Consider the following 26,850-nt stretch of genomic DNA (forward strand, 5'->3'; position numbering starts at 1 on the left):
ACGCATCTCTACTCTATACCTATCCCGTTCAGCCACTCCAGAATACCCGCCACAGCGGCGTCAGTCTGCCCGGGAGACATCAGCCGCCCCGCAATCACATGCGATGCAGGATCATCCCCCGGCCCCATGGTCACCAGCTCTACCGTCGCAGGGCCACCCCATGCCTCGGCCACTTTGTGGGTCAGATCTGGCCGCACCACCTGATCGTCATCCGAAAACCAAAACAACGCCGGCAACTTGGCCTCCGACACGTCCAGCGCATAGACGGTTTCGACCAACGCAGTCATCGGAACCACCGCCTCCCACGGGTAAACCGATGTCCAGTACGTGTTCTTTTCAGGGTCCTGGCCCGAGACATCGCGGGTTTCCCCCATCACCATCGGCAGCCAACTTCGCGCCCAAGGCAAACCCGGAATCCAGGCACCCGGCGTGTTCACACCGAAGTTGGGCGAGACAAAGACAATCCCGGCCACGTCCTTATTCAGTTCCTCATCCAACGCGGCAGCTACGGCCAGGGTACCACCGGTCGAGGTCGAGATGACAACAACCTTATCCCCTACCGCGCGCGCTGCTGCCAAACCCTCGGCCATGTCATCCATCCAGCCCGATGCCGTTCCTTCGGCCAAGGCATCGCCGTCCTGTCGCCCGTGGCCTTGCAAGCGGGTATAAACAAGGTTAGCCCCCAGCGCGTCAGCCACCAAATCGGGCACCGGGCGGATTTCCTCGGACGAGGCCGAGAAGCCGTGAACGTAGAGCACCGATACCGGCGTGCGCTGCTCTTCAAAGCCGTCTTGCCAGATCACGCGCTTTTCGACGCCCGGAACGATGTCGTCATAGGCAGACTCGGTACTTTCGAAATAGACTTGGACACCTTCGCCGAACTTGCGCGGATCGAAGCGCGGGTTCAGGTTCACCTCTTCACGCGGGCCAAGCCAATAGACCAGCCCGCCAATCGCAACCAGCGCAAGCAGCACGCGCCCAAGAAGCCACCCGAAACGCTGCATCAGCCTCTCCCCATGACTTCAAGCACGGCCTGTTCGATCAGGCTCAAGCAGGGACCATCAGAAAACCGGTGATCCGCATCCTTAACCAAAAGTAGCTGCATATCCGGTCCAGTCGCGTGGTTCAGCAACTGCACGGCCGTTTCCGTTGACACTGCCGTATCCGCCGTTCCTTGCAAAAAACGCACCGGAAATGGCAAGTTCAATGGGTCACGTAACACGAGGCGCTGCCGCCCATCCGTGATCATTCGTTTGGTGATGATGTACGGCTCCATGTAGTCCGAAGGCAATTCAACGTGACCGACGCTATCCAGCGCGGCCCTTTGCTCATCACTGAAGGACGCCCAATACCCATCCTCGGTAAAGTCCGGTGCAGCGGCGATAGTGACCATGCCTGCAAACCGCTCGGGCATCGCTTTGGCCAACAACAGCGCCTGCCACCCCCCCATAGATGATCCTACAACGATCAAGGGCCCGTCAGTTAGTGCAGTGACAGCAGCAACCGTATCCTCGTGCCAATCCCCGATACAGCCATCAGTAAACGCCTCAGAACTTTCGCCGTGGCCAGAATAATCAAACCGCAGGAACGCCTGCCCGCGCGCCTGCGCCCAGGCGTCAAGATGCACCGCCTTGGTGCCCTCCATATCCGATTTCAAACCGCCCAGAAAAACAATGGTCGGACCGGCCCCTTCACTCTTGTGATAGGCCAACCGCCGTCCCTGCGAAGTTTCCAAAATTTCCGCTACTGCCATGAAACCCTCTTTTCTTTTGCAGCATCATGCACGCAACGCGCCCAAGCGCAATTCCCGGATCCAACTTCATCTGGCCTCAAACATCCCGGGGAGCGCGAGGGGCTGGCCCCTCGCCACCGCCCTTGACAGACACGCCACCACCTGCCACATGGGCCGAACACACATAACCCGCAACCGGGCGTTCAGTGGGCGCCAAACCGACGAGGAGAGCCGATATGGCCCTGGATGCAAAATCCGTCTCACTCACCTTTCCCGATGGCAATGCACGATCATACGACGCAGGCGTTACGCCGGCGCAGGTGGCTGCCGACATTTCAACCTCGCTGGCGAAAAAGGCGATCTCGGCCACGGTGAATGGTCAGCACTGGGATCTGCAATGGCCGATTGAGGCGGATGCCGACATCGCCATCCACACCATGAAGGATGAGGTTCAGGCCAATGAACTGATCCGCCACGATCTGGCGCATGTCATGGCCCGTGCCGTACAGGAAATCTGGCCCGCGACCAAAGTCACTATCGGTCCCGTTATCGAAAACGGCTGGTACTACGACTTTGACCGCGAAGAGCCCTTTACGCCCGAAGATCTTGGCCTCATTGAAAAAAAGATGAAAGAAATCATCAACAAGCGCGACCCCGTCACCACCGAGGTTTGGGACCGTCACCGCGCAATCGAGTTCTACAAAGCCAACAATGAGCCCTACAAGGTCGAGTTGATCGAATCGATTCCGGGCGATGAGCCGCTGCGCATGTACTGGCACGGCCATTGGCAGGATCTGTGCCGTGGCCCGCATTTGCAGCACACCGGCCAACTTCCGGCTGATGCTTTCAAGCTGATGTCTGTTGCAGGGGCCTACTGGCGCGGCGACAGTAATCGCCCGATGCTGCAACGTATCTATGGGGTGGCCTTTACCGGCAAGGAAAAGCTGAAAGCTCACCTACATATGCTGGAAGAGGCAGCCAAGCGCGACCACCGTAGGCTTGGTCGTGAAATGGACCTGTTCCATTTCGAAGAGGTCGCGCCCGGGTCGGTCTTCTGGCACCCAAACGGCTGGCGCATTTTCCAGACTCTGATCGGCTATATGCGCCGGCGGCAGGAAGCAGCAGGTTACGTCGAGGTGAACTCACCCGACATCATGGACCGCGCCTTGTGGGAAACCTCCGGTCACTGGTTCAATTACATGGACAACATGTTCCTCGCCAAAACCCACGACGACCGGGACTATGCACTGAAGCCGATGAACTGCCCCGGTCACATGCTGATCTACAATCATGGCGTTCGAAGCTATCGCGACCTGCCAATGAAGATCAGTGAGTTCGGCAAGGTACACCGCTACGAACCGTCCGGAGCGCTTCACGGGCTGTTACGCGTGCGCAGTTTTACTCAGGACGACGCGCATATCTACTGCACGCCTGAGCAACTGACCGAAGAGTGCCTGAAGGTTAACGACCTCGTGCTTTCGATCTATCGGGACTTCGGATTTGACGATGTGCACATCAAACTTTCGACGCGGCCCGAGAATCGGATTGGCAGCGACGAAAGCTGGGATCTGTCCGAAGGCGCGTTGAAAGCGGCCCTGGATCAGGCGGGGCTCGCCTACACGATCTTTGAAGGCGAAGGCGCATTTTACGGGCCTAAGTTGGAATATGTGCTGCGCGACGCCATTGGTCGTGATTGGCAATGCGGCACCCTTCAAGTGGATTACAATCTGCCAGAGCGCTTCGGTTCGACCTATGTGACCGCTTCTGGCGAACGACGTGCACCCGTGATGCTACATCGCGCGCTCTTTGGGTCATTGGAACGTTTCATCGGCATCCTGATCGAAAACTGGGAAGGCAAGCTGCCGTTCTGGCTGGCGCCGCGTCAGGTTGTTGTCGCCTCCATCACATCCGAAGCGGATGACTATGTGGCCGAGGTGGTCCAGACCTTAAGGGCTGCCGGTGTTCTCGCCGAAGCGGATATTCGCAACGAAAAGATCAACTACAAGGTCCGCGAACACTCGGTCAGCAAGGTTCCGGTTATCCTGGCCGTGGGTCACCGCGAAGTCGAGGAACGCACGGTGACAGTCCGCCGTTTGGGTGAAAAACAAACGCAGGTTCAATCGCTTGAGGCTGTAACAAACGAGCTTTCCAAAGCCGCCACCCCGCCTGATCTGGTGTAACATTGGCAGCAAATTGCCGGAAATCCGGCCCTGATTTTGGGGCCGGGTTGAAATATTTGTCATTTTTCAATTTTAAAACAGTCTGTTAACTTGCAATAGGGCATGACTTGTCCTGACGGGCTTGTGAGACACGGGCTCGTGAATTTAACTCTGCCCGACAAGCCATTACCTTTGTTATCGTTAAAACAGACATACGCAGTCACCAAAAGGAACACCGAGATGTCGAACACAGCAAAAACCCTAGTTATCGCAAGCGCCGTAGCAGCAGCAGTTGCAGGCAGCGCAACCACCGCAACCGCTCAGGCCAAAGAAAAGTGCTACGGCATTTCGCTGGCTGGTGAAAACGACTGTGCCGCCGGTCCCGGCACCACCTGCGCGGGCACTTCGACTGTCGACTATCAGGGCAACGCATGGACCCTCGTTGATGCAGGCACCTGCGCAGATATCGAACTCCCGGCACAAGCTGATGGCACTCCGCGCAAAGGCTCACTGGAAGCACAAGAGCGCGACCTGCCGGCATAAGAACTTGGTCTAAAAATTCAGGGGCGGGCCAAAACGCCCGCCCTTTTTTCTTCGTAGTCGAGGATCTGGCAATGTTGGATGATGCACTTAGGTCAAACCGTCTGCCCGCCGCGCCGGGCGTTGGATACAAACCACAGCATTTCGCGCAGATACTTGAACAGGCGCAACCCGTTGCGTGGCTAGAGATTCATGCCGAGAACTATATGGGCGATGGTGGGCGGCCTCTTGCCCAACTACGGCACCTCTCCGAACAGTTCCCGATTTCAGTTCATGGCGTCGGCCTGTCAATCGGGGGGGAAGGTCCGCTGGATACCGAGCATCTGGCACGTCTGAAGCATTTGGTCGGCTGGCTGGACCCTGCCAGTTTTTCCGAACACCTGGCCTGGTCTACGCATGACAGCCATTTCCTGAACGATCTCTTGCCCCTTCCTTACACGGACGCAACGCTGGCCCGCGTCTGTGAACACATTGATCAGGTGCAAGAGGTTGTGGGGCGGCAAATGCTGCTTGAAAACCCTTCCAGCTATCTCGCGTTCGAGGAAAGTTCGTGGTCCGAACCTGATTTCCTGCGCGAGGTCTCACAGCGTACGGGATGCGGATTGTTGCTGGACGTAAACAATGTGTTCGTATCGGCCACCAACCTGGATTTCTCGCCGCAGGGCTATATCGACGCCTATCCCTTGGACAAAGTTGGCGAAATTCACCTTGGCGGCCATGATGAAGATCAGGATGACCACGGCCACCCCTTGTTGATCGACAGTCACGGGCGTGAGGTTGTTGACCCGGTCTGGGCGCTGCTGGACTATGTTCTTGACAAGTCAGGCCCCAAACCATTGCTGGTTGAATGGGACACCGATGTCCCTGACTGGCCCGTATTGCGGGATGAAGCGGACCGCGCGCAGGCGGCACTGGATCGAGTTCCAGCATGAGCGTCTCACAGACAGCTTTTCACTCTGCGCTGCTGGACCCCTCAGCAGCCATCCCAGAAGGGCTTCTGGACGCTGCCGCACACCCCGCTGGGCGCCGATTCAACGTATATCGGAACAACGTGGCGGCTTCGCTCACAGAAGCGATGCATCAGGCCTTTCCTGTGATTGCGAAATTGCTTGGCGCGCAAAACATGGATGGCTTGTCCGGACTCTTCCTGCGCCGGCATCCGCCCTCATCACCGCTGATGATGTTCTATGGCGAGGCATTCCCGGACTTCCTGGCCGGAATGGAGCAGCTTTCACACCTTGGCTACTTGCCCGACATTGCACGGCTGGAACTGGCCCTGCGTCGCGCCTACCACGCTGCGGATAGTCAGGCCGCACCGGCGGATGCGCTGGCGCTTCCACCCGAGGATATCATGAACGCGCGCTTGGAATTTGCCCCTTCGATGCAGGTTCTGCGCTCTGACTGGCCAATTTATTCCATCTGGCGCTTCAACTCCGAAGAAGGCGCACCAAAACCCGAACCTGGTGCCCAAGACGTTCTGATCACCCGACCCGACTATGACCCGCTTCCACAGCAATTGCCTGCTGGTGGTGCTCAATGGATTGCGGGCCTCCAGGCCGGAAAAACCATTGGTGTCGCGTTTGAAGAAACAGCGGCACAATCCCCCGAGTTTGACCTTGGGGCCACTCTGGCGCTTCTTTTACAAGGCGGCGCAATAACTTCTGTGATTATCGAAAGGCTGGCAAAATGACTGCCCTGATCTCATTACACAACAATACTCTGGGTCGACTGGAGTTGACCGCTGACTGGTTGACACCGACATTGGCCCGGGTGGTCTTTGCAGCAACACTGCTGGTGTACTACTGGAACTCCGCGATGACGAAACTGGGCAACGGGTTTTTTGGCTTCCTGTTCCCGTCCGACGGCGCCTATGTACAGATCTTCCCAAAGGCGATGGAAGCGGTCAGCTATGACAGCTCGCAACTGGGCATTATTCACTGGGCGATCGCTCTGGCTGGCACCTGGGCTGAATTCCTGCTGCCAGCACTGATCGTTGTTGGCCTTCTGTCGCGCTTTGCAGCTTTGGGTATGCTCGCATTTGTCTGGGTACAGACTATTGTGGACGTCACCGGCCATGGTGCTGCGCTGGGTAGCTACTTTACCAATGCGACGACCTTGCTGGACGATCGTACAATCTGGTCGTTTCTGTTTCTGGTGATCGTCATCAACGGCGCCGGTCCGCTTTCGCTGGACCGTATCCTGAAGATCAAGTGATCTAAAAATGCGCCTTGGGCTGGTCCGGTTTACCCGCGGCTAGCCCAAGGAGGCCAGCCACGGCTGCGAACGCCACCGGGAACATTGTAAACGCGTTAAAGCCAAACGCATAGTACATCCCGGCTGCTGAAATCAGTAACAACACGCCTGCAACCAGCGCCCGTGCATGGGCCATCGCACCCCCGGCAATTGCGAGCAACGGCGCGATGATCGAAGCGATCTGTATGACCTGCGCGTTGTCCACCTGCTCGGCAAAACCCTCGATCTCTCCGTACCGGTCGATCAGTTCGACGTATCCATAGCCGAAAAAGCCAACGATCATACCGATCAGACCGGCGATCACGCCCAAAATCATAGCTGCGTTGCGCATTCATTACCCTCTTACTTGCGACAATTCACATAGTTACCCGTTTACTCGACGCCAAGACCTGCCCGTGTCTGCGGCGACCATCCCAGGAAAAGCTCACCGTCACGCTCAATCAAAGGGCGCTTCATCAGGGTTGGATGATCTGCAAGCAGCTCTAGCGGCGGCCGCGCGCGCTGAGTATCGTCCAATCCGCGCCACGTTGTTGACCGCGTGTTGAGCAAAGCCTCGCCGAAACGATCCAGTGCCTGTTGCAGCACATTCTCAGGCACGCCGTCGCTGCGAACGTCGAAGAATTTGGCATCTGGAAGTGTTTTCAAAGCCTTACGGCAGGTATCACAGGTTTTCAGGCCAAAAAGGCGCATATCTTGGGTCTTCCCTTTTTTGATTGAATTTTCAGCATTTTTCTACGCGCACGTCGGTAATTCTTGATTTTTTACTTTACCGTGCAATGTTGAAAAAGACGAAATACGCATTTTGGGCTGTCTCGCATGTGCGGAACGGCCATAATTTGCGGCGACGTCAATCACTGCCCCCACCAATTTTGTGGGACAACGTGCAAGTAGAAGGAGACACGGGAAATGCCAACTGGCACCGTGAAATGGTTCAATACCACTAAAGGCTACGGCTTTATTGCGCCTGATGAAGGCGGCAAGGACGTATTTGTTCACATCTCGGCCGTTGAACGGTCTGGGCTGACTGGGCTGGCTGACAATCAGAAAGTCTCGTACGAGTTACAAGACGGACGTGACGGTCGCCAAATGGCAGCTGATTTGAAGCCGTTGTAAAACAGCCCCGCACAGAGCGGGCGGTCAAAACAGGCCAACGGCCAATTGACGGCCGTTGACCGCTTCCCAAAAGGTCAAAGCACCTTACCCTCGTGCCGGGTCGTCGGCGGCATGAGTGTACCAGTCGTGACCCATCGCGACGATACATGAAGTTCCGGTGGCATAGGTCATAACCATCGTCCAATCCCCTGATTTGCTCGTCCAAACCTCCATCACTTGCTCAGGGCTGCGGACGCCGGTTGCTGTACGTTTTGCGCGGAATTGGCGGGTCAGTTTTTCGTGCATATGAGAAGTTGGCTCGCAAATCACCTCGGCAATCGGGGATTTTGCATATGCTGCCGGTACCAACGTCAGGCACAGGCAGACCATACTTATCGCAGCAGTTCGGATCATACCTCGTTTGTAACGGTTTTACGACGATCTGTATAGACAAGCGATATGCGAAATTACGCCTTTCGAATAACCGTCTCGAACTCACGCCATTCCCGCGCCGTCATTCCGGAGTTTTCCTGTGTCACCGCCTCACCCGCCAGCATCCTACGCAGGCAGTCGACCATTTGCGCTGAAAGATTGACCGCGCCCAGACGGTAATCCTCAAACGCTTTGTAGGCAAACGGCACCCAGTCGGCGACGATCTTGCACATCGTCTCGGCGTAGACGCGGATTTCGTATTGGGCGTGCGGGTCGGCCCGCAGACGCAGGAAGTGGAACAGATTGTGCAGGTCCACCTTCCAGTACCACTGTGTGTAGATATTGGCGGGCAGGTTCATCCGCGCCAGTTCACGTGCCAACCCCTGTTGTCCATCTTGGCTGATCATTGCTTCGTAATTGTCATAGCAGCGCGCGCTATCCGCCTTAAGGATATCCAGAACCCGTGCCGCCTCTTCACCTTCCAAAGCAGAGCCGCGGCCCTGATTGTTGACTTCGGACTGTGCTGCCACGTGGTCGGGTGCCGGGATATAAAATTCACGATCCAAAATCGAGTAGCGCGCAGAGTATTCGTTTACATTCGCGGTACGGTGGCGAATCCATTGCCGGGCAACAAATACGGGCAATTTGACGTGCAGCTTGACCTCACACATCTCGAACGGGGTCGAATGCCAATGACGCATCAGATAGCGGATCAAGCCTTCGTCATTCTGAACGGATTTGGTGCCCTTGCCGTATGATACCCGTGCCGCCTGACAGATCGCCGCGTCATCACCCATATAGTCAATCACACGCACAAACCCGTGATCCAGCACCTGATGCGCCGTATACAGGTGCTCTTCCATACCCGCAGCCACAACGCGGCGTGTGGGATGCGATTGCGCCCGTTGCGCTTCGATCTCGGCCAGTTGGTCAGAAGACAGCGGCATGAAATTTCCTTTCCAGCAATGAGTCGCTGACCACTATATATCGGCAATTCTTCGACCGGAACCGCGATATGTGCGCTCATTTCCTGTAACGCAAAATTGTGTCCCTGCTGCCCCTCGACACTCTTGGTCCGCGCGCTAAGGTGCCCTTTATTACCTGAACAGAAAGGAAGCCACTATGGGGCTGACATATCTTCACACCATGGTCCGCGTGAAGGATCTGGAGAAGTCGATGGCGTTCTACGAACTCCTGGGTCTGAAGGAAACGCGCCGCTATGATAGTGAACAAGGGCGGTTCTCGCTGATCTTCATGGCGCCTCCGGGGCAAGAGGACCGGCCGATCGAACTGACGTACAACTGGGATGGGGACGACGCGTTGCCCAGCGACAGCCGTCACTTCGGTCATCTCGCCTATGGCGTCGACAATATCTACGAGACCTGCCAGCACCTTCAGGACAACGGTGTGGTGATCAATCGCCCGCCGCGGGACGGTCGGATGGCCTTTATACGCTCACCCGACAATATTTCGGTTGAACTGCTGCAAAACGGGGATGCGCTAGAGCCCGCAGAGCCTTGGGCCAGCATGGAAAGCACCGGCCACTGGTGAGTCGGTGGCTGACAGCAATGGGGTTGGCTGCTTTGGCCAACCCGCTTCGGGCTGAAACCTGCCGCCTTGCCCTGGCATTGGCCATGGATATCTCTACCTCGGTAGATGCGACAGAGGACGCATTGCAACGGCAGGGTTTGGCTGCTGCTCTGGTCGCCCCAGAGGTATCACAGGCGTTCTTTTCTTCCCCCATGCCCGTCGCCTTGGCCGTGTATGAATGGAGCGGGCGTACAAACCAGCGCATTATCCTGAACTGGACAATGATAGACACCCAGGCTGATCTTTTGGCGGCTGCGGCGACCGTGCAGCAATCGGTTCGTTCTGACAGTGGATCGGCCACGGCGATGGGGTATGCTCTGGCTTTTGGCGCCACATTGATGCAGCAAGCGCCAGCCTGCCTGTTCCAGACCATTGATCTTTCCGGCGACGGGTCAAACAATGACGGGTACGGGCCAGCTTCGGCCTATCGCCATTTCCCCTTCGAGAACACAGTTGTTAACGGGCTGGTCATCAACGCCGCCGATTTTGAAGGCGAATTGTACCTGATCCCGTTTTTCGAAAACAACGTTCTGTACGGCCCCGGTGCCTTTCTTGAAATTGCGCAGGGATTTGAAGATTTTGAACGTGCCATGCGACGCAAACTGGAACGCGAGTTGACCGGCTTGCAAATCGGCGCATTGCAGGAGGTGGCGCCAAAATGATGCGGGTCTTGGCGGCGTTCCTGAGTGTGATTGCCGGGTCGGCCGCTGCAGAATGTCGTCAAGCCTTGGCTTTGGGGCTAGATGTATCCGGGTCCGTGGATAATGCTGAATACCGCTTGCAAGTGGACGGTTTGGCGGCGGCATTGCGTAAACCGGAAGTTACTCAGTTGATCCTGGCCGAAGCCGCCCCGCCTGTACGGCTTGCGATCTTTGAGTGGAGCGAGCCCGGTCATCACCGTTTGCTGCTGGACTGGACTACTATTCGAAGGGAAGCAGACCTTGAACAGATCGCTTTGGTGCTGACCAACACGCAGCGCAGTACCGCGCCACAGGGGACTGCTGTTGGGGCAGCGATGCTGTACGGGGCTGAACTGCTTTTTCAGCAGGCAGGGTGCTGGCAGCGGACACTGGATCTTTCTGGTGACGGCAAACACAACGTTGGGACTCACCCGCGAGATGCTAAGCAATCGCTCCAATCCTCGGGAATAACCATCAATGGTCTGGTCATAGGTGCAGACGATCCAAGCCGCGGTGACGAGCGTTTTGTACAAGTCGGAGAGCTGTCTGCCTACTATAATACCTGGGTCATTCTCGGCCCAAAGGCCTTTGTGGAGGTCGCCTTGGGGTTCGATGCCTTCGAAGATGCCATGACCCGGAAACTGATGCGAGAACTCAAAGGGCTGGTCTTGTCCGACGCGCGCCGCTGATCAGTAGATGTAGCGGATTTGGTCAGTCCAGTAGCGCTCCACCCTGCGCAGAGATGTTGTGATGTCGTCGATACCTTCCAGCCCCAAAACCCCTCGGGTTTGCAACCCTTCGGCATGGCGGGCGAACAGGTCAGAGACTATATCGCGGATTTCCCGGCCGCGCGGTGTCAGCCGAACGCGGACCGAACGCCTGTCGATTTCGCAACGTTGATGGTGCATATAGCCCATTTCGACAAGCTTCTTGAGGTTATAGCTGACATTGCTGCCCTGGTAATACCCTCGGCTTTTCAGTTCGCCAGCCGTTACCTCATGATCGCCGATATTAAATAGCAAAAGGGCTTGGACCGCGTTGATCTCCAATACGCCGACACGCTCGAACTCATCCTTGATGACGTCCAACAGCAACCGGTGCAGCCGCTCAACCAAAGCAAGCGCCTCAAGATAGCTGGTCATGAAACCCTTGATTGCCGGCGCAGAGACCTGCATTTCCATACTCATCCGACCCTCCGATTCAGTCGCGCAGTTTCAGGCAGCATGAAACGAATTCCCGAAGAATCGGTTAAACTGAAATTTCTTTTATTTTTGAAAAGTTTGAGCGATGTCTGAAATCAGATCCGCATAGGCTTCGGGTGAAGGCACCTGCCCTGTGACCCACTGATACAGGTCCTGATCGTTTTCATGAAGCAGCGCGTCGTACAAATCCAGACCGGCCGCGTCCATCGCCGCCAGATTGCGCTGTGCATAGGCAGATAGGATTAGATCCATCTCTTTGATCCCGCGGCGCATCGAACGCATCTGCATGCGCTTGATCATGACGTCCCGTGTTTCGGTCACTTTCCTTGCTCCAGCATCAAGCGAAGTTTTTTCTCTAGCCGGGCGGTTCGTTCAGCGCAGGCGCGCATCTCGCCGCGGATCGCACGCAGCTCTGCCACCGCACTTCCCAGTTCAAGATTTGTTTCGCCGTCTTCGATCGGGGCTTCCATGCCCTCGCCCTCACCAGTCAGGAGCCACATGATCGAGACGTTGACCATCCCCGCAATCATCGACAACCGGTTCGCGCGCGGTTCGGACAAATCGTTTTCCCAGGCTGCAATCGTCGCTTTCTTGACCCCGAGACGGCGCGCCAATTGAGATTGTGTCATACCCGCCGCTTCGCGCGCACCCGCCAGCCGGTCGCCCAATGTTGCCGCCTCTGGTCCAAACCAGTCATTTTCGTCATTCATCGGCGCCTCCAATCCAGTTTTTCATATCGCTTGATCGTCATTCTGGCGCACCCTATGACAGACAGGTTGAACATACAAACCGAGGCCTCCAATGAGTTTCCTGTCTGCGACACTGTCACGCGTAAAACCATCCCCCACGATGGCGATAACGGCCAAGGCCGCCGAATTAAAAGCAGCCGGGCGCGACATTATTGGCCTGAGCGCAGGTGAGCCGGATTTTGACACGCCGCAAAACATCAAGGACGCAGCCGTTGCAGCCATCGCAGCGGGAAAAACCAAATACACCGCTCCTGATGGCATACCTGAGTTGAAACAAGCCGTCTGCGCCAAGATGAAGCGTGATCACGGATTGGATTACACGCCCGCACAAGTCTCGATCGGGTCCGGTGGCAAACAGACGCTGTATAACGCGCTCATGGCTTCGGTTAACCCCGGTGACGAGGTCATCATTCCGGCCCCCTATTGGGTCAGCTACCCGGATATGGTCCTGCTGGCCGGGGGCACACCGGTCATCGTGGAAACGACGCTTGAAAATCGCTTCAAACTGACCGCCGAACAGCTTGAAGCCGCGATCACGCCAAAGACCAAGTGGTTCATCTTCAACTCTCCGTCAAACCCAACCGGTGCCGGCTACAACCGCGATGAGTTGAAGGCGCTGACCGATGTGTTGAAACGCCATCCGCATGTCTGGATCATGTCTGACGATATGTATGAACACCTGGCCTATGACGGGTTCAAGTTTTGCACTCCGGCAGAGGTCGAACCAAGCCTTTATGACCGGACGCTGACCTGCAACGGTGTGTCCAAAGCCTATGCCATGACCGGCTGGCGCATCGGCTATGCTGCTGGACCGGTCGAGATCATCGCTGCGATGCGCAAGGTTCAGTCGCAGTCAACGTCCAACCCCTGCTCGATCAGTCAATGGGCCGCAATCGAGGCGTTGAATGGCACACAGTCTTTCCTGGCCCCGAATAATGAAACGTTCAAACGTCGTCGCGATCTTGTGGTTGGCATGTTGAACAAGATCGAGGGTATCACCTGCCCGACACCTGAGGGTGCGTTCTATGTCTACCCGTCCATCGCCGGGCTGATCGGCAAAACGACCCCGGCGGGCACGCTGATCGACTCGGACGAAGCGTTCGTCACTGCTCTGCTGGAAGAAGCGGACGTTGCCGTTGTATTTGGTGCAGCCTTTGGTCTGTCTCCGAATTTCCGGGTCAGCTATGCAACGTCGGACGAGGCTCTGACCGAGGCCTGCACCCGCATCCAGCGCTTCTGCGCATCGCTAACCTGATCCGGAGATCTTGATGACCGCCGAACTGCCCGAATATTACTTTCGAATCCGCGAGAATGGCGCGGCCGTTTTCAGGATCGACACTGAAAACCGCCAGCGACGGATCGAGATGGATCAGATCGCGGTCATCAATATCCGCAATGGCGAGGTAAAGCCGCAGGGCCAACGCACACTCAGCGAAGCCGATCAGGCTGAAATCGCGCGATGGATGGCCGAACGCAAAGCCCTGTTGGCGCAGCGTGATATCGACGATATCCACCGCGCCGTCGACTATTTGAACCTAACCACGCAATGGGCACAATCAAAGGCCACGGATCAGCAGCTTGAGGATGTTACCGACCGTTTGCTGCTGGCGATGCACGATCTGCGTACGGTACTGGTGCGCAAAAAGGCAGACCGTCTGAGCAAGGGCTAAACGAACGTTATTCCGCTGGTACAGCTATCCTACGAACCGATCTGAGCCAGAACCGTGCCATAAGCAGAACCGCAGCACAGGCGAGGCCAAGGACGAGGCCCAGCCAAACTCCGATTCCATCCATACCCTGAACGAAGCCGAAATAGTAAGACGCGGGAATCCCCACAACCCAATAGCTGAGCCCTGCCATCACCATCGGAATCTTGGCGTCCTGCAAGCCGCGCAGCAGGCCCAACGCGATCACCTGTGCACCATCCACCAACTGGAACAACGCGGCCATCGCCAACAAGCCAGTACCAATAGCCAGAATCTGGGGCCGCAACGGATCGTCAGGTTCCATGAACAGTGAAATCAACGGCTCGGCGCAAGTCAGGAACAGGACAACCGTCAGCACGGACATAACCAAAGACATCCCCGTCACTGCAATGGCACCCTTTTCCAGATGTGGACGATCTCGCCGACCCAGAGCGTTCCCGGCCCGGATCGTTGCCGCATTAGACAGGCCCAGATGAACCATGAATGTGGCCGAGGCGAGGTTCAGTGCAATCCCATGCGCCGCAAGCGGCACCTGCCCCAGCCAGCCCATCATGATGGCCGACATCGCAAACAAACTGACCTCAGCCAGCGTGGTCAGGCCAATTGGCACGCCAAGGCGCAGAACGCTTACAAACATCTCCCAATCCGGACGCCAGAAACGCTGAAACAGGTTGTGCTCGGGCAAAACGCGCACAGCGTAGATCACAACAAAAACCAAGGACACGATCTGCGTCAGAACCGAGGCGATAGCTGCCCCCATAACACCCAGTTCCGGTGCACCCCAGTTGCCGAAGATCAGCGCATAGTTCGTAACCGCATTTACTACAGCAGCGGTGACAGTGATCCACAAAACGATCTGGGTGCGTTCCAGCGCGGCCAGATAGGATTTCAAAACCATCACAATCAGCGCGGGAAACAGCCCCCAACCCGCAACCCGCAAGTATTTCGACGCGGTTTCAGCAACTTCCGGTTCCTGTTTCAACGCAATCAGGATCGGGTGGGACCACCACAAAAGGGGCATCATCAGCGCCGCATAGATCAACGACAACCACAACCCCATACGGGTTGAGCGTCGGATGCTGGTCTCATCCTCTTCTGCCGCTGCGGTTGCGACCATGGGCATCACGGCCCATCCAAATCCGGCTCCGAACAGGAAGAGCACGAAAAAGTAGCTGCTGGCCAACGTTACGGCGGCAAGCGCCTCGACCCCGTACCAACCCAGCATGATCGTATCGGTCAAACCAATCGCGAACTGCGCCAGATGTCCGCCGATCAGCGGCAGACCCAACACAGCTATGGCCCGGAAATGTCCGCGATATGTCATGACCTTGTTCATCGCCTCAGCCATATGCCCGGCCAAAGGCCGGGACAAGAGGCGATCAATGAATTTTCAGAACAAGCTCTTTACGCGATGAGCCGACGCCGCTTGTCAACGCCCATCAGGGTGGAGGGTATTTCCCAGAATGTGCTCGGACCGGTGAATGACGTGATGCGCCTGCCCGACGATCAACGGATCAGGTTGCCCGACAATGTCCTGATCCTTGTCAGGATAGTCCAGCGTCGAAAGGAAGTGGCGCATTGTGTTCAGGCGGGCACGTTTCTTGTCGTTGGACTTCACAATGGTCCAGGGCGCATCGGCGGTGTCGGTATAAAAGAACATCGCCTCTTTCGCCTCGGTATAGTCGTCCCACTTATCAAGGCTGGCCTTGTCGATCGGTGACAATTTCCACTGTTTCAACGGGTCGGTCTCACGGCTCTTGAAACGGCGTTGCTGTTCTGTCTGAGTGACCGAGAACCAGTATTTGTACAGCTGAATCCCGGATCTCACCAACATCCGCTCCAATTCAGGCGTTTGCCGCATGAACTCCAGATATTCATTGGGCGAGCAAAAGCCCATCACGCGCTCAACACCTGCACGATTATACCAAGAGCGGTCGTAAAAGACCATTTCACCGACGGTGGGAAGCTCTTGAATATAGCGCTGATAGTACCACTGCCCCTTCTCCTCCCACGTGGGCTTGTTCAAGGCGACGACACGCGCCTGACGGGGATTAAGATGCTCCATAAACCGTTTGATCGTACCGCCTTTGCCCGCGGCGTCGCGCCCTTCAAACAACAGTACGAACCGCTGTCCGGTCTCTTGCGCCCAAAGCTGCACCTTGAGCAACTCGGCCTGCAATTGGGCTTTCTGCGCCTCATAGCTGCTGCGCGCCATCTTGCGGCCATAAGGGTATTTGCCGCTTTCGAATGCCTGCCGAATACGCTCGGGGCTGGGCTGCAATGGCTCAGATGTGGGTGCTGGGGTAATTTCGACAATCAGGTCTGCTTGTTCGATTGGTGTCGCGGCGTCCATTCAGTTTTTCCTTTTTTGTTATCCGATCGAACCCCTAGCAGAAGACGCGATTCTGCGCTTTGACGCGGGTCAAGTTGACAATTTCTGCAACTCAGTGAGGTTACCTGCGAGAGGTCAAAGCATGGATGCACACTTCATCGACCTGAACGGCCGGTCCTTTTATCTGCGCAGTTGGGGAAAACCCGACTTGCCACCCTTGCTGATGCTGCATGGCTTTCCCGAATACGGCGAGGCGTGGAGCGATTTGGCCCCGTATCTGTGCGACCGGTTTCATTGCCTTGCCCCGGATCAACGCGGCTATGGGCAAAGCTGGTGCCCGGAAGGTGCCGAGAACTACACGCTGTCAAAGCTGGTCTCTGACATGGCAACGCTGGCCCAGCGCTTTACGACACCTCTCACCGTTCTGGGTCACGACTGGGGGGCATCGGTTGCCTATGGGCTGGCCATGTTCCGACCCGATCTGGTCAGCCACCTGATCATCGCCAACGGTGTCCACCCGGTACCGTTTCAGCGGGCTATGGCCACCGGAGGGGCGCAATCCAAGGCATCGCAATACATCAACGCGTTTCGCAAACCGGATGCGACAGCGCGTTTCTCGTCAAACAACTTTGCCAAGCTTGAGGGTTTCTTTCGTCACGGCATGGGCGTCGATTGGCTATCAGAGTCTCGGATGCGCGCGTACCGCACCGAATGGTCCCGGCCAGGCCGGCTTGAGGCGATGTTGAATTGGTACCGCGCATCCCCTCTTGTCGTCGCGAAACCCGGAGTGCCGCGCACTGACCTGCCTGACCTGCCGACAGAGCGCCTCATGGTGCGATGTCCGCACCTTCTGCTTTGGGGGCCTGAGGACAAAGCCCTTTTGCCTGAGGCAACCGCAGGCCTTGAGGTGTTTGCCCCCAACGTGACCCGCATCAACATCCCAAACACCGACCACTGGCTGCACCACCAGAAACCACAGGCCGTCGCAGATGCCATCCTGAGCTGGATCTCAAATGGCTGACCAGACCCTTCATCTGGCCCCAAATATCCCGGGGAGCGCGAGGGGCTGGCCCCTCGCCCCTGACCTCACCGATGACCCCAATCGTCCGGGTTGTCCGAGTTGTTCGGCGAAAGCCCCAGAACGTCGCCCTTGGTCGAACAGCCCAATCCCAAAACCGTGCGGTTCGCGTAAGAAAAATACGCGCAGACCTGGTTGATCTCCAGGATTTCACCGTCATCCCAACCGGCCTCGCGCAATGCGATCACATCCGCTTCCGAAATGTCCCCCGGCGCTTTGGTCAGTTTGCGCGCATATCTCATCGCCGCAACCTGCGCCGCGTCCAGGGGGGCCTCTTCGGGCCGTTGCGCCTCGATCGCGGCTCGTATTGCATCCCCACGCGCCGCATCACCCAAAAGTCGCTGCAACCCACTGAAATGATGCTCAACGCAATAGGCGCACTGATTCAGAGAGCTGACCCAAACACCCAAGACCTCAAGAAACCACTTCGGGACCTGGTTGGCCGAATGGTGCAGGACATTTTTGTACAGCACCATATGGCCTTCCATCGAATGTGGCCGCAACGAATGCGCCATCATGATATTGTCCACGTTGTTGTCTGGCCCCGTAACCCGCTCATACAATTTTTTCAGCTTGCCTGTGGCTTGGTCAAACGGAACAGTCTTTATCCAGCTCATTCGCTCTCAGTCCTATTTTTTATCTGTCTCAGCTTCACTCTGCCCGATTTGGCACGAATCTGGATCAACACTCCATGCCAAGCTATTCTAACCAAACGTAAGGGAGGGAGTATCGCATGGAAATGACGGAAAAAACTGTCGCCGAATGGTATGCCAACCACCCGATCTCAGCACCGCATATCCTGACAAAGCTGTCGAGGGATCACGGCCTGCCCGCAGCGGTTCGGCCACAGGATCTCTATCCCTACGATCAGGACCACTATGATGGTCTGAATGCAAATGACCGGCTGGCAGACAAGGCTGGGATGAAATCGGGCGACCGCGTTCTTGACGTTTGTTCCGGGCTTTGCGGTCCCGCGCGCTGGTATGCGGCCGAGCGCGGCGTTGACGTGACAGGCATCGACATCAGCCCCAACCGCGTCGACGGAGCCCGTAAGCTGAACACGTTGGTTGGGCTACAGGATAAAGTACACCCCGTTTTAGGCAGCGCATTGGACCTGCCGTTTGACGACAGCCGATTTGACGCGGCGGTCAGTCAGGAATCGTTTCTGCACATTCCCGACAAAGCCAAAGCCCTGTCCGAGGTGTTTCGCGTCCTGCGTCCGGGTGGCAGATTTGCCTTTACTGACTGGGTGATGCATTCTGCCCTGCCGGATGATGAGTTCGAAAATTACCGCCAGCGGTTTGCGTGCCAATCTTTGTTCAGCATCCCAGAGTACACAGCCCACCTGCAACAGGCAGGGTTTACCGTTATCTCCGCGGATGATGTGACGGCGTCCTGGGGCGAAATTCTGGCGCGGCGGCTCAGCATGTATCAAACGCTGGACGCAGAAGCCGAACGCGCCGGCAACCCGTCCAAAGGGAATGAATTCCTCAAGATGTACGCGCAATTCGTCAGCGATGTGAAACAACGGCGGATTGGCGGCGTAAGGTTAGCGGCTGAAAAACCTCAATAACCTTCCTTTCAGCCTCATTTTAACAGCGCCTAATACGATCACTGGCCCACAACACCTCGGGCCCCTCTTCCCCCGGACCACATCACCTGCCATAATAAGAGACAATCTATAAACATGAGCAGCACAATGCCCGACGATCTGTTGACGCCCAGCGCGACCACTACCTATGACGCCTCTTCCATCGAAGTGCTCGAAGGTCTTGAACCGGTTCGCAAACGCCCCGGCATGTATATCGGTGGCACGGATGAGCGCGCCTTGCACCACATGGTGGCAGAGATCTTAGACAACTCGATGGACGAAGCGGTCGCCGGTCACGCCAACCGGATTGAGGTCGAGCTGCACGCCGATTACGCCCTGACGGTGCGCGACAATGGGCGCGGTATCCCGATCGACCCGCATCCGAAGTTTCCCGACAAATCCGCGTTGGAGGTGATCCTCTGTACCCTCCACGCTGGCGGCAAGTTCTCGGGCAAGGCCTACCAGACTTCGGGTGGTCTGCATGGCGTGGGTGCCTCGGTCGTAAACGCGCTGTCGGATTCCATGGTCGTGCAGGTGGCGCGGGACAAAACCCTTTTCGAACAACGCTTTTCGCGCGGTATCCCGCTTGGCCCAGTGGAAAAAGTCGGCGCGGCCCCAAACCGGCGCGGTACGACTGTCACTTTCCACGCGGATGAGGACATCTTCGGCCATCACCGCTTCAAACCGGCCCGCCTGTTTAAATCCATCCGTTCGAAAGCCTACCTGTTCTCGGGCGTCGAAATCCGCTGGAAGTCCGCCATCGACGACGGCGAAACCCCAACCGAGGCGACCTTCCACTTCCCCGGCGGTTTATCGGATTACCTGAAAGAGACGATGAACGGCTCGTCCACCTATGCCGAGCAGCCTTTTGCTGGCACCGTGGACTTTCAGGAGAAATTCGGCACTCCGGGCAAGGTCGAATGGGCGATCAACTGGACGCCCTCGCGCGACGGTTTCATCCAGTCCTACTGTAACACGGTCCCCACGCCCGAAGGCGGCACCCATGTCGCCGGGTTCTGGGCCGCGGTCCTCAAGGGGATCAAAGCCTATGGCGAACTCATCAACAACAAGAAGGCCGGTCAGATCACCCGCGATGACCTGATCACGGGCGGATGCGCACTGGTGTCCTGTTTTATCAGCGAGCCGGAATTTGTTGGCCAGACCAAAGACCGCCTCGCCACGGTCGAGGCGCAGCGGCTGGTCGAAAACTCGGTCCGTGACCATTTCGACAACTGGCTGGCCGCTGATACAAAATCCGCGGGCGCGATCCTCGACTTCCTGATCCTGCGGGCCGAGGAACGCCTGCGCCGTCGTCAGGAAAAGGAAACCGCCCGCAAATCGGCCACAAAAAAGCTGCGCCTGCCGGGCAAGCTGGTGGATTGCTCCAGTTCGACCCGCGAAGGCACTGAACTGTTTATTGTCGAGGGCGACTCGGCGGGCGGCTCCGCCAAGATGGGCCGTGATCGCAAGACACAGGCACTGCTTCCCCTGCGCGGCAAAATCCTGAACGTGTTGGGCGCGGCCAGCTCCAAGCTTGGCACCAATGCCGAGATCAACGACCTGACGCAAGCGCTGGGTGTGGGCCTTGGCACCAAGTTCAACGTCGACGACCTGCGCTATGACAAAATCATCATCATGACCGACGCGGATGTGGACGGGGCGCATATCGCCTCGTTGCTGATGACGTTCTTCTTCACCCAGATGCGCCCGATGATCGACGCGGGCCACCTCTACCTCGCCTGCCCGCCCCTCTACCGCCTGACCCAGGGCGCCAAGCGCGTCTATTGTCTGGACGAGGCCGAGCGCGACGAGTGGCTTGAGAAAGGTCTGGGCGGCAAGGGCAAGATCGACGTCTCGCGCTTCAAGGGTCTGGGCGAGATGGACGCCAAGGACCTGAAAGAGACCACGATGGACCCGGCCTCCCGCAAACTGATCCGCGTCACCATAGACGAGGACGAACCCGGCGAGACCGGCGACCTTGTCGAGCGCCTGATGGGCAAAAAACCCGAACTGCGGTTCCAGTATATTCAGGAAAACGCGCGGTTTGTGGAGGAGCTGGATGTTTGAATTCAAAATCACTTTCTGACAAAGACCTAAGTCAATTTGGCCTCAAAGCGACTTGGGTGTACCTGATCATATTGTTAGGCGGCATTCCAGCCTCAGCATTTTTTGGAATCATCCAATTCAAACCGCTGTCACTCAATGAACTGGGAGACTTTTTAGCTGGCGCATTTGGACCACTGGCGATTTTTTGGCTTGTTTTGGGCTTTTTTCAACAAGGTAAAGAACTACGAGCAAGTGTGGAAGCTCTAAACATCCAAGCTGGTGAGTTGAAGAATTCTGTTGAACAACAAAAGGCTATGGTTGGCGTAACACAGCGTCAACTTGAGATCGACGAAGCTGCATTCAAAGAGAATTCATGGCTTAGACAAGAGGCAGAGCTGCCGCATCTAGTTGTAGCTCAGAACGGAGGAGGACAAACTTCAGGCAACAGGCACTACAAATATAAAATCACCAACATTGGCAAGCCAGCGGCCAGAGTCGCTCTATCTACATCTCCAGAAATTGAAAAAATTTACCCTGTGGAATTTAGAGCGGTCCCCAACGGAGGTGAAGCCACTTTCAGTATTCAATTTGACAAAACAACCAAGCAAAAGGACTTCGAACATATCCACGAACTAACGCTTACTACCGAAAACCAGATGGGCCGAATAAAAATTCAAACTTTCAGCTTGAATGGAAAAGAAGTTATCCAAACAAAATCTAAGGTTGAATCTGTTCCTTTCTGATCCCAGCAGATCGCGCGCGGGCAATGTTTCCCAACAGGCGCTTACATTCTTCACTTACTAATCCTAACACCGTTAACAAGCATCATAACAACCAATCTTCTGCTAACTGCACCCAGCCAGAGTCTCAGGTTGGGCGGGTTCGTGCTTGATGCTTTGCATCAAGCATTGGATTGATAGCGTGGGACCTCCCCACCACCCCCCAGCCACCCGCAAACACCCCCCTTGCCTAACCCGTTGATCCCGTTCACAGTTACCCTCAACCCGTCATCCAAGAACGATATTTGAGGTTTTCGAGCGCCCAAGACCCAATTTGAACACGAACAGATTTTCGAACGGGAGGACGACATGAAGACACCTACTCTGGCACTGGCGCTGACCCTGCTGGCCACGCAAGCGCCCGCGCAGCAGATGCTCAGCACCGCATCCCCTATTCCGGACGGGGCCGAATCTCGGTTCTGCTATTACGACGGCATGGCCTATTCCGAAGACGCCTTTGTTCTGATGGTCGGCGACAACACCGTCACCAGCACGGTCAGCACGGTGCAAGAGCGTCTGCTGCGCTGTCACCGCGACGATGACGGCACGTTGAAGTGGCGACCGCAAAGTACCTTCTCGACCAGCAACTGACCCGGGCGGCGGGCCTGCTAGCCTGCTTTACCGTCCAGCCAGTCCGCGATCTGGCCCGCCGGCCCTTCCCAGCCGGGCTCCATAAACAGGAAATGCGCGTGATCTTTAACGGGCAGAAAGGTCGCGCGGTCGCCGTACAGGTCGGCCAGCGCGCGGCAGGTCTTCGGGTTCACGGCCCGATCTTCGGTGCCTGAGACAACCAGTACCGGGCAGTTGACCTTATCCATATCCACCTTCATCGCGTGGTGGTCGTCGAACATCCAGAAAAACATCTCGAACATCACGCGCCCGCTTTCGGCGCCTAAACGGTCGAACACCGCGTGCTGCTGCGCCTCGGGCATTTTGTTGAGCGCGAAGGGGACCATCAGGTCGAACTCGACCCGCATGGGCTGTTTCCAGAACGCCCCGCCCTCCATCAACGCGCGCGGCACGGCGCGCTCGTCATCGGTCTCTGGCAGTGTCCCCCACGCCGCGTTCGGGTTGATCAGAACAATGGCGCTGGCCAAACCGCGCGACGCAACCTGCTGCGCCACCACACCCGCGATAGCGTGACCAAGGATAACCGGCTTGCTGCCCAAACCCCGTACAAAGTCAGAGATATCATCCGTGTAGTCCGTTACGCTGGTGTTGGTCAGGCCGGGGTCAGGCTCGGCCTTTGGGTCCCCTCCGTGATAACGCAGCGCCGGGGTATGCACCGTCCAGCCGCGGCTGCGAAAGAAGTCCGCGTAATCCTGCATGCACCACGGTCCGGCAAAGGCGCCATGGAGCAAGACAATCTCTTTGGTCATAATAACGCTCCCTCATAACTCGATGCGACTATGTGAGATCAGGTGCGTGTTCAGCAAGGTCATCTTGCGTGGCTAAACCGCCAAGCCGATCAGCGCCACACCAATGGCCATCAGGATCGCAGCGCCCAGACGCCGTATCCAGTTGCCTTCATTCAGAAAGATGAAGCCGATCAGGGCCGCAAATATCACCGAGGTTTCGCGAAGCGCAGATACCGCACCCAGCGGCGCGAAGTTCTTGGCATAGAGTACCAGACCATACGCCGCCATCGACACCAGACCACCCAACAGGCCAACCACCCAGACTTTCAGGGGAAGGTCTGTGAGTGTTTTCCGCCTGCGGATTCCCACGAAGCCAGCAATAAACAGGTGCAGAAACGCCCCCCATGCCCAATAGCTGAGCGTATTCCCCGATAGCCGCACCCCGATCCCGTCAAACACGGAATAGATCGAAATACACACCCCGGTCCCCAGCGCGAACAAAAGGGCCGAGCGTCCAACACCTGATCGAAGCGCATTCCAGTTGCTCAGCTGAATCCCCACCGCGATGAGTGCAATTCCAAGCCACGCTTGCAGCGGCAGCACCTCGCCCACCAACGCCATCGCCCAAAGCGACACCAGCGCCGGCACGATCCCACGGGCAATAGGGTAAACGACGCTCAGGTCGCCATGCTGATAGGCTTGGCCCAGCATGTAATAGTACCCGAAATGGACAACGGTCGAGATCAGGATGTAAGGGACGCTTTCTGCGCTCGGCAACGGCAGCGCCAAGACCATCGCACCCCCGGCAATGACGTGACCAAGTGCCACCAAACCCAATGTCGTCGTCCGGTCGGCTGCGGATTTCACGATTGCGTTCCACACTGCATGTAACAGAGCAGCCGCCAGGACTATGGCGATGACAAACGGGGTCACATGTGAACCTTTCGCGCAAAACCGGCCCGCAAGACGGACCGGGTTTTAGTGGCACACTGGTGGTAAGATCACAACGCGGCTTTGAACAAAGCGGTCAGGTTCTCTTCGGTCAACTCAATTGGGTTGCCGCCACAGGACGGGTCGATAATCGCGCCTTTGACCAGTTCTGGGATCGAAGCCTCGGTCACGCCCAGATCGGACAGCTTGCGCGGGATGCCCAGAGCATCGTTAAATTCCTGCACAAACGCCCGGAAGCCGTCGAATCCGCCGTCAATGCCAAGATAAGCCGCTGCAGCGCCGAACCGGTCGGCGATGGCGGGTGCGTTGAACTCCAGCACGGCGGGCATGCACACCGCGTTGGTGGTGCCGTGGTGGGTGTTGAAGACCGCGCCGACCGGATGGCTCATGGCGTGGATTGCACCAAGACCCTTTTGGAAGGCGGTGGCACCCATGGCGGCCGCGCTCATCATCTGGGCGCGGGCTTCGATGTCGGTGCCATCGGCATAGGCGCGCGGCAGATACTCTTTGACCAGCCGCATCCCTTCCAGCGCGATGCCCTGGCTCATCGGGTGGTAATGCGGGCTGGAATACGCCTCAACGCAGTGCGCAAAGGCATCCAGGCCGGTCCCGGCGGTGATGAATTTTGGCATGCCTACGGTCAATTCGGGGTCGCAGATCACCACGGTCGGTAGGACCTTTGGGTGAAAGATGATCTTCTTTGCGTGAGTTTCAGAGTTGGTGATGACACTGGCGCGGCCCACTTCCGAGCCTGTTCCGGCAGTCGTCGGAACTGCAATGATCGGCGCGATGGCATCGGCATCGGCGCGCGTCCACCAATCGCCAATATCCTCGAAATCCCAGACGGGCCGCGTCTGACCGGCCATGAAGGCCACCATCTTGCCCAGATCCAGGCCCGAGCCGCCGCCGAAGGCGATCACGCCGTCGTGGCCGCCCGCGTTATAAGCCGCAACCCCGGCAGCGAGGTTCTGCTCATTGGGGTTCGGGTCCACGTCGCTGAACAAGCCACGGCCCAGACCGGCGGCCTCCATGATGTCCAGCGTGGCTGCGGTTATTGGCAGATCGGCCAGCCCCTTGTCGGTGACCAGCAGGGGCTTTTTCATGCCAGCGGTTGCGCAGGCCTCGGGCAATTCCTTGATGCGGCCAGCGCCGAACTTGATTGCGGTCGGATAGGACCAGTTTCCTTGAAGGCTCATGATGTCACCTTTTTCAGATGGTAGGATTTGGGACGGGTCAGGTTGTGATAGCCGATCACGGACAACCCACCACCGCGTCCGGTGTTCTTGCACCCTGTCCAGCACAGTCCCGGATCAAGGTAATCCGCGCGGTTCATGAACACTGTGCCAGTTTCAACAGCATCGCCCACCCGCGCGGCGCGGTCCACATCGCGCGTCCAGAGCGAAGCGGTCAGCCCGAACTCGCTGTCATTCATCAGCGCAATCGCCGCCTCATCCGAGGATACCTTCATGATGCCGACAACAGGGCCAAAGCTTTCATCCCGCATCACCCGCATGTCGTGGGTGACATTGGTCAGGATCTGAGGAGTCAGATATGCGCCGCCGTCATCTTCGGGGAAGGTGTCGATATGGGCCACGGCCCCGGCCTCGACCGCCTCGGCGATCTGCGCGCGCACTTCGTCGGCAAAGCGCACGTTGGCCATGGGGCCAATCGTCGTCTCAGAATCCAGCGGATTGCCCAGCTTGTACCCTTTGACGATCTCAACCGCCTTGGCGACAAACGCGTCATAAAGGCTCTCATGGACATAAATCCGCTCGATCCCGCAGCAGCACTGGCCCGAGTTGAACATGGCGCCGTCGATCAGCGTGTCGACCGCAGCATCCAGATCAGCATCCTCCATAACATAGCCCGGGTCTTTGCCGCCCAGTTCGGTACCCACGCCGGTAAACGTGCCCGCTGCCGCGCGTTCCATCGCCTGACCACCACCCACTGAACCGGTGAAGTTCACAAAGTCGAACGCATTCCCCGCGATCAGATCGTTGGTCACGTCATGGCTCAGAAACACGTTCTGGAACACGTCCTCGGGTACGCCCGCAGTGTGGAACGCCCGCGCCATACGCTCACCTACCAGCAACGTCTGCGTCGCATGTTTCAAGATTACCGAGTTGCCCGCGATCAGCGCAGGCGCAACCGTGTTAATCGCCGTCATATACGGATAGTTCCACGGTGCCACCACGAACACCACGCCATGCGGGACACGCTTAATATAGCGCTTGAAGGTCTCATCCTCACCCACCGCGATGTCCGCCAACGAGGTCTCTGCTATCTCGGCCATATGGCTGGCGCGCTCGTTGAAACCACCGAACTCACCGCCATAACGCACCGGACGACCCATCATATGGGCCAGTTCGGGAACGATCTCGTCATTCATCGCACCAACGACGGCCACGCCTGCCATCACCAGATCGATCCGCTCTTGCAAAGACCGTGCGGCCCAACTTACCTGCGCCGCCTTTGCACGCCGCGCTGCCTCAAACGCCGCCGCGCGCGAAAGCGTTTCCCGCTCGGCATAAACCGACCCCTCGATCGGCGAGATGCATTTCAACATCTGCACCATGTTCA

32 protein-coding genes are annotated in these 26,850 nt (G+C 57.2%); 16 read left to right on the forward strand and 16 right to left on the reverse strand.

The genetic code is table 11. The annotated features are described in order from the left end of the window. Positions 1–8: 8 nt before the first annotated feature. Positions 9–1,004 carry an alpha/beta hydrolase gene (locus ACXAET_RS07135; protein WP_475183227.1) on the reverse strand — a complete coding sequence of 332 codons (996 nt, stop codon included), beginning with the start codon at positions 1,002–1,004 and terminating at the stop codon, positions 9–11. Further along, positions 1,004–1,753: an alpha/beta fold hydrolase gene (locus tag ACXAET_RS07140; protein WP_475183230.1), complete on the reverse strand. Its 750-nt coding sequence runs from the start codon at positions 1,751–1,753 to the stop codon at positions 1,004–1,006. Before ACXAET_RS07140 ends, ACXAET_RS07135 begins: the two co-directional genes overlap by 1 nt. Before the next feature lie 215 nt (positions 1,754–1,968). On the opposite strand from ACXAET_RS07140, the gene thrS reads away from it, so the two are divergent. The 5 genes from thrS (at position 1,969) to ACXAET_RS07165 (ending at position 6,645) form a co-directional block, all read left to right on the forward strand. Next, positions 1,969–3,912 carry a threonine--tRNA ligase gene (gene thrS / locus ACXAET_RS07145; protein ID WP_475183232.1) on the forward strand — a complete coding sequence of 648 codons (1,944 nt, stop codon included), beginning with the start codon at positions 1,969–1,971 and terminating at the stop codon, positions 3,910–3,912. A gap of 219 nt (positions 3,913–4,131) precedes the next feature. Next, the gene (locus ACXAET_RS07150; protein WP_475183235.1) at positions 4,132–4,434 is read left to right on the forward strand and encodes a BufA1 family periplasmic bufferin-type metallophore; all 303 of its coding nucleotides are present in this window, start codon (positions 4,132–4,134) and stop codon (positions 4,432–4,434) included. Between the two features lie 71 nt (positions 4,435–4,505). Beyond that, on the forward strand, positions 4,506–5,363 hold the full coding sequence (gene bufB / locus ACXAET_RS07155) for an MNIO family bufferin maturase (RefSeq protein WP_475183237.1): 858 nt from the start codon (positions 4,506–4,508) through the stop codon (positions 5,361–5,363). After that, the gene (locus ACXAET_RS07160; RefSeq protein ID WP_475183240.1) at positions 5,360–6,121 is read left to right on the forward strand and encodes an HvfC/BufC family peptide modification chaperone; all 762 of its coding nucleotides are present in this window, start codon (positions 5,360–5,362) and stop codon (positions 6,119–6,121) included. Before bufB ends, ACXAET_RS07160 begins: the two co-directional genes overlap by 4 nt. Then, the gene (locus ACXAET_RS07165) at positions 6,118–6,645 is read left to right on the forward strand and encodes a DoxX family protein (RefSeq protein WP_475183241.1); all 528 of its coding nucleotides are present in this window, start codon (positions 6,118–6,120) and stop codon (positions 6,643–6,645) included. The genes ACXAET_RS07160 and ACXAET_RS07165 overlap by 4 nt, the downstream gene beginning before the upstream one ends. A gap of 1 nt (position 6,646) precedes the next feature. On the opposite strand, the gene ACXAET_RS07170 is transcribed toward ACXAET_RS07165, so the two are convergent. After that, positions 6,647–7,015, reverse strand: a complete 369-nt coding sequence (locus tag ACXAET_RS07170) for a hypothetical protein (protein ID WP_475183243.1) — start codon at positions 7,013–7,015, stop codon at positions 6,647–6,649. A 41-nt stretch (positions 7,016–7,056) separates the two neighbouring features. After that, positions 7,057–7,374: an ArsC/Spx/MgsR family protein gene (locus ACXAET_RS07175; RefSeq protein WP_475183245.1), complete on the reverse strand. Its 318-nt coding sequence runs from the start codon at positions 7,372–7,374 to the stop codon at positions 7,057–7,059. A gap of 216 nt (positions 7,375–7,590) precedes the next feature. Here ACXAET_RS07175 and ACXAET_RS07180 point away from each other — a divergent pair, with 216 nt between their 5' ends. Further along, positions 7,591–7,797, forward strand: a complete 207-nt coding sequence (locus ACXAET_RS07180) for a cold-shock protein (RefSeq protein ID WP_008758035.1) — start codon at positions 7,591–7,593, stop codon at positions 7,795–7,797. An 84-nt stretch (positions 7,798–7,881) separates the two neighbouring features. Here the strand turns inward: ACXAET_RS07180 and ACXAET_RS07185 are convergent, their stop codons facing one another. Together ACXAET_RS07185 and thyX are read right to left on the reverse strand one after the other, a co-directional pair. Beyond that, positions 7,882–8,190 carry a hypothetical protein gene (locus ACXAET_RS07185; protein ID WP_475183247.1) on the reverse strand — a complete coding sequence of 103 codons (309 nt, stop codon included), beginning with the start codon at positions 8,188–8,190 and terminating at the stop codon, positions 7,882–7,884. A gap of 53 nt (positions 8,191–8,243) precedes the next feature. Next, positions 8,244–9,155: an FAD-dependent thymidylate synthase gene (gene thyX, locus ACXAET_RS07190; RefSeq protein WP_475183249.1), complete on the reverse strand. Its 912-nt coding sequence runs from the start codon at positions 9,153–9,155 to the stop codon at positions 8,244–8,246. Between the two features lie 175 nt (positions 9,156–9,330). Between thyX and ACXAET_RS07195 the strand changes: the two genes are divergently transcribed. Genes ACXAET_RS07195 through ACXAET_RS07205 form a run of 3 tightly spaced genes read left to right on the forward strand, consistent with a single transcriptional unit; the run spans position 9,331 to position 11,167 of the window. After that, positions 9,331–9,759 carry a VOC family protein gene (locus tag ACXAET_RS07195; protein WP_475183252.1) on the forward strand — a complete coding sequence of 143 codons (429 nt, stop codon included), beginning with the start codon at positions 9,331–9,333 and terminating at the stop codon, positions 9,757–9,759. Beyond that, positions 9,756–10,460, forward strand: coding sequence for a DUF1194 domain-containing protein (locus tag ACXAET_RS07200; RefSeq protein ID WP_475183255.1), 705 nt, complete (start codon positions 9,756–9,758; stop codon positions 10,458–10,460). The genes ACXAET_RS07195 and ACXAET_RS07200 overlap by 4 nt, the downstream gene beginning before the upstream one ends. After that, positions 10,457–11,167 carry a DUF1194 domain-containing protein gene (locus ACXAET_RS07205; protein WP_475183258.1) on the forward strand — a complete coding sequence of 237 codons (711 nt, stop codon included), beginning with the start codon at positions 10,457–10,459 and terminating at the stop codon, positions 11,165–11,167. Before ACXAET_RS07200 ends, ACXAET_RS07205 begins: the two co-directional genes overlap by 4 nt. Here the strand turns inward: ACXAET_RS07205 and ACXAET_RS07210 are convergent, their stop codons facing one another. The 3 genes from ACXAET_RS07210 to ACXAET_RS07220 all read right to left on the reverse strand — a co-directional run bounded on the left by ACXAET_RS07210 (position 11,168) and on the right by ACXAET_RS07220 (position 12,390). Then, positions 11,168–11,665 (reverse strand): MarR family winged helix-turn-helix transcriptional regulator, encoded by a 498-nt coding sequence (locus ACXAET_RS07210; RefSeq protein ID WP_475183259.1) that lies wholly within the window; start codon positions 11,663–11,665, stop codon positions 11,168–11,170. Positions 11,666–11,743: 78 nt separating this feature from the next. Further along, a complete protein-coding gene (locus ACXAET_RS07215; protein WP_475183262.1) occupies positions 11,744–12,001 on the reverse strand; it encodes a succinate dehydrogenase assembly factor 2 in 258 nt (85 codons plus the stop codon). Further along, on the reverse strand, positions 11,998–12,390 hold the full coding sequence (locus ACXAET_RS07220) for a helix-turn-helix domain-containing protein (protein WP_475183264.1): 393 nt from the start codon (positions 12,388–12,390) through the stop codon (positions 11,998–12,000). The genes ACXAET_RS07215 and ACXAET_RS07220 overlap by 4 nt, the downstream gene beginning before the upstream one ends. Before the next feature lie 91 nt (positions 12,391–12,481). Between ACXAET_RS07220 and ACXAET_RS07225 the strand changes: the two genes are divergently transcribed. Together ACXAET_RS07225 and ACXAET_RS07230 are read left to right on the forward strand one after the other, a co-directional pair. Next, a complete protein-coding gene (locus tag ACXAET_RS07225; RefSeq protein WP_475183268.1) occupies positions 12,482–13,684 on the forward strand; it encodes a pyridoxal phosphate-dependent aminotransferase in 1,203 nt (400 codons plus the stop codon). 13 nt (positions 13,685–13,697) lie between these two features. Continuing rightward, complete coding sequence (locus ACXAET_RS07230) at positions 13,698–14,099, forward strand: hypothetical protein (RefSeq protein ID WP_475183271.1); 402 nt, start codon at positions 13,698–13,700, stop codon at positions 14,097–14,099. 7 nt (positions 14,100–14,106) lie between these two features. Here the strand turns inward: ACXAET_RS07230 and ACXAET_RS07235 are convergent, their stop codons facing one another. Continuing rightward, positions 14,107–15,471: an MATE family efflux transporter gene (locus ACXAET_RS07235; protein ID WP_475187153.1), complete on the reverse strand. Its 1,365-nt coding sequence runs from the start codon at positions 15,469–15,471 to the stop codon at positions 14,107–14,109. 93 nt (positions 15,472–15,564) lie between these two features. Next, positions 15,565–16,488: a polyphosphate kinase 2 gene (gene ppk2, locus ACXAET_RS07240; protein WP_475183274.1), complete on the reverse strand. Its 924-nt coding sequence runs from the start codon at positions 16,486–16,488 to the stop codon at positions 15,565–15,567. 121 nt (positions 16,489–16,609) lie between these two features. On the opposite strand from ppk2, the gene ACXAET_RS07245 reads away from it, so the two are divergent. Continuing rightward, positions 16,610–17,488, forward strand: coding sequence for an alpha/beta fold hydrolase (locus ACXAET_RS07245; protein ID WP_475183277.1), 879 nt, complete (start codon positions 16,610–16,612; stop codon positions 17,486–17,488). 65 nt (positions 17,489–17,553) lie between these two features. Here ACXAET_RS07245 and ACXAET_RS07250 read toward each other — a convergent pair whose 3' ends face one another. After that, a complete protein-coding gene (locus tag ACXAET_RS07250) occupies positions 17,554–18,162 on the reverse strand; it encodes a carboxymuconolactone decarboxylase family protein (protein WP_475183281.1) in 609 nt (202 codons plus the stop codon). 116 nt (positions 18,163–18,278) lie between these two features. On the opposite strand from ACXAET_RS07250, the gene ACXAET_RS07255 reads away from it, so the two are divergent. The 4 genes from ACXAET_RS07255 to ACXAET_RS07270 all read left to right on the forward strand — a co-directional run bounded on the left by ACXAET_RS07255 (position 18,279) and on the right by ACXAET_RS07270 (position 22,552). Beyond that, entirely contained in the window at positions 18,279–19,118 is an 840-nt protein-coding gene (locus ACXAET_RS07255) for a class I SAM-dependent methyltransferase (protein ID WP_475183283.1), read from the forward strand. Positions 19,119–19,244: 126 nt separating this feature from the next. Further along, positions 19,245–21,203, forward strand: a complete 1,959-nt coding sequence (gene parE / locus ACXAET_RS07260; protein WP_475183285.1) for a DNA topoisomerase IV subunit B — start codon at positions 19,245–19,247, stop codon at positions 21,201–21,203. Continuing rightward, entirely contained in the window at positions 21,200–21,925 is a 726-nt protein-coding gene (locus tag ACXAET_RS07265) for a hypothetical protein (protein ID WP_475183288.1), read from the forward strand. The genes parE and ACXAET_RS07265 overlap by 4 nt, the downstream gene beginning before the upstream one ends. 345 nt (positions 21,926–22,270) lie before the next feature. Continuing rightward, positions 22,271–22,552: a DUF1496 domain-containing protein gene (locus ACXAET_RS07270; protein WP_068332246.1), complete on the forward strand. Its 282-nt coding sequence runs from the start codon at positions 22,271–22,273 to the stop codon at positions 22,550–22,552. Positions 22,553–22,569: 17 nt separating this feature from the next. On the opposite strand, the gene ACXAET_RS07275 is transcribed toward ACXAET_RS07270, so the two are convergent. From ACXAET_RS07275 to ACXAET_RS07290, 4 genes are all read right to left on the reverse strand, one after another. Beyond that, complete coding sequence (locus ACXAET_RS07275; RefSeq protein ID WP_475183290.1) at positions 22,570–23,340, reverse strand: alpha/beta hydrolase; 771 nt, start codon at positions 23,338–23,340, stop codon at positions 22,570–22,572. A gap of 72 nt (positions 23,341–23,412) precedes the next feature. Continuing rightward, positions 23,413–24,252 carry an EamA family transporter gene (locus ACXAET_RS07280; RefSeq protein ID WP_475183293.1) on the reverse strand — a complete coding sequence of 280 codons (840 nt, stop codon included), beginning with the start codon at positions 24,250–24,252 and terminating at the stop codon, positions 23,413–23,415. A 68-nt stretch (positions 24,253–24,320) separates the two neighbouring features. After that, complete coding sequence (locus tag ACXAET_RS07285; protein ID WP_475183295.1) at positions 24,321–25,466, reverse strand: iron-containing alcohol dehydrogenase; 1,146 nt, start codon at positions 25,464–25,466, stop codon at positions 24,321–24,323. After that, a complete protein-coding gene (locus ACXAET_RS07290; protein ID WP_475183299.1) occupies positions 25,463–26,845 on the reverse strand; it encodes an aldehyde dehydrogenase family protein in 1,383 nt (460 codons plus the stop codon). The genes ACXAET_RS07285 and ACXAET_RS07290 overlap by 4 nt, the downstream gene beginning before the upstream one ends. Positions 26,846–26,850 lie beyond the last annotated feature (5 nt).

Source organism: Ruegeria sp. AWH4_226, from assembly GCF_056159225.1.

Coding starts and splice junctions, on each gene's coding strand:
- ACXAET_RS07140 (WP_475183230.1), bottom strand. CDS start 1,753: ATGGCAGTAGCGGAAATTTTGGAAACTTCGCAGGGACGGCGGTTGGCC.
- ACXAET_RS07220 (WP_475183264.1), bottom strand. CDS start 12,390: ATGAATGACGAAAATGACTGGTTTGGACCAGAGGCGGCAACATTGGGC.
- parE (WP_475183285.1), top strand. CDS start 19,245: ATGCCCGACGATCTGTTGACGCCCAGCGCGACCACTACCTATGACGCC.
- ACXAET_RS07160 (WP_475183240.1), top strand. CDS start 5,360: ATGAGCGTCTCACAGACAGCTTTTCACTCTGCGCTGCTGGACCCCTCA.
- ACXAET_RS07285 (WP_475183295.1), bottom strand. CDS start 25,466: ATGAGCCTTCAAGGAAACTGGTCCTATCCGACCGCAATCAAGTTCGGC.
- thrS (WP_475183232.1), top strand. CDS start 1,969: ATGGCCCTGGATGCAAAATCCGTCTCACTCACCTTTCCCGATGGCAAT.
- ACXAET_RS07255 (WP_475183283.1), top strand. CDS start 18,279: ATGGAAATGACGGAAAAAACTGTCGCCGAATGGTATGCCAACCACCCG.
- ACXAET_RS07180 (WP_008758035.1), top strand. CDS start 7,591: ATGCCAACTGGCACCGTGAAATGGTTCAATACCACTAAAGGCTACGGC.
- thyX (WP_475183249.1), bottom strand. CDS start 9,155: ATGCCGCTGTCTTCTGACCAACTGGCCGAGATCGAAGCGCAACGGGCG.
- ACXAET_RS07175 (WP_475183245.1), bottom strand. CDS start 7,374: ATGCGCCTTTTTGGCCTGAAAACCTGTGATACCTGCCGTAAGGCTTTG.
- ACXAET_RS07250 (WP_475183281.1), bottom strand. CDS start 18,162: ATGAGCTGGATAAAGACTGTTCCGTTTGACCAAGCCACAGGCAAGCTG.
- ACXAET_RS07235 (WP_475187153.1), bottom strand. CDS start 15,471: ATGAACAAGGTCATGACATATCGCGGACATTTCCGGGCCATAGCTGTG.
- ACXAET_RS07185 (WP_475183247.1), bottom strand. CDS start 8,190: ATGATCCGAACTGCTGCGATAAGTATGGTCTGCCTGTGCCTGACGTTG.
- ACXAET_RS07135 (WP_475183227.1), bottom strand. CDS start 1,004: ATGCAGCGTTTCGGGTGGCTTCTTGGGCGCGTGCTGCTTGCGCTGGTT.
- ppk2 (WP_475183274.1), bottom strand. CDS start 16,488: ATGGACGCCGCGACACCAATCGAACAAGCAGACCTGATTGTCGAAATT.
- ACXAET_RS07245 (WP_475183277.1), top strand. CDS start 16,610: ATGGATGCACACTTCATCGACCTGAACGGCCGGTCCTTTTATCTGCGC.
- bufB (WP_475183237.1), top strand. CDS start 4,506: ATGTTGGATGATGCACTTAGGTCAAACCGTCTGCCCGCCGCGCCGGGC.
- ACXAET_RS07270 (WP_068332246.1), top strand. CDS start 22,271: ATGAAGACACCTACTCTGGCACTGGCGCTGACCCTGCTGGCCACGCAA.
- ACXAET_RS07170 (WP_475183243.1), bottom strand. CDS start 7,015: ATGCGCAACGCAGCTATGATTTTGGGCGTGATCGCCGGTCTGATCGGT.
- ACXAET_RS07150 (WP_475183235.1), top strand. CDS start 4,132: ATGTCGAACACAGCAAAAACCCTAGTTATCGCAAGCGCCGTAGCAGCA.
- ACXAET_RS07275 (WP_475183290.1), bottom strand. CDS start 23,340: ATGACCAAAGAGATTGTCTTGCTCCATGGCGCCTTTGCCGGACCGTGG.
- ACXAET_RS07195 (WP_475183252.1), top strand. CDS start 9,331: ATGGGGCTGACATATCTTCACACCATGGTCCGCGTGAAGGATCTGGAG.
- ACXAET_RS07290 (WP_475183299.1), bottom strand. CDS start 26,845: ATGGTGCAGATGTTGAAATGCATCTCGCCGATCGAGGGGTCGGTTTAT.
- ACXAET_RS07205 (WP_475183258.1), top strand. CDS start 10,457: ATGATGCGGGTCTTGGCGGCGTTCCTGAGTGTGATTGCCGGGTCGGCC.
- ACXAET_RS07225 (WP_475183268.1), top strand. CDS start 12,482: ATGAGTTTCCTGTCTGCGACACTGTCACGCGTAAAACCATCCCCCACG.
- ACXAET_RS07210 (WP_475183259.1), bottom strand. CDS start 11,665: ATGAGTATGGAAATGCAGGTCTCTGCGCCGGCAATCAAGGGTTTCATG.
- ACXAET_RS07230 (WP_475183271.1), top strand. CDS start 13,698: ATGACCGCCGAACTGCCCGAATATTACTTTCGAATCCGCGAGAATGGC.
- ACXAET_RS07165 (WP_475183241.1), top strand. CDS start 6,118: ATGACTGCCCTGATCTCATTACACAACAATACTCTGGGTCGACTGGAG.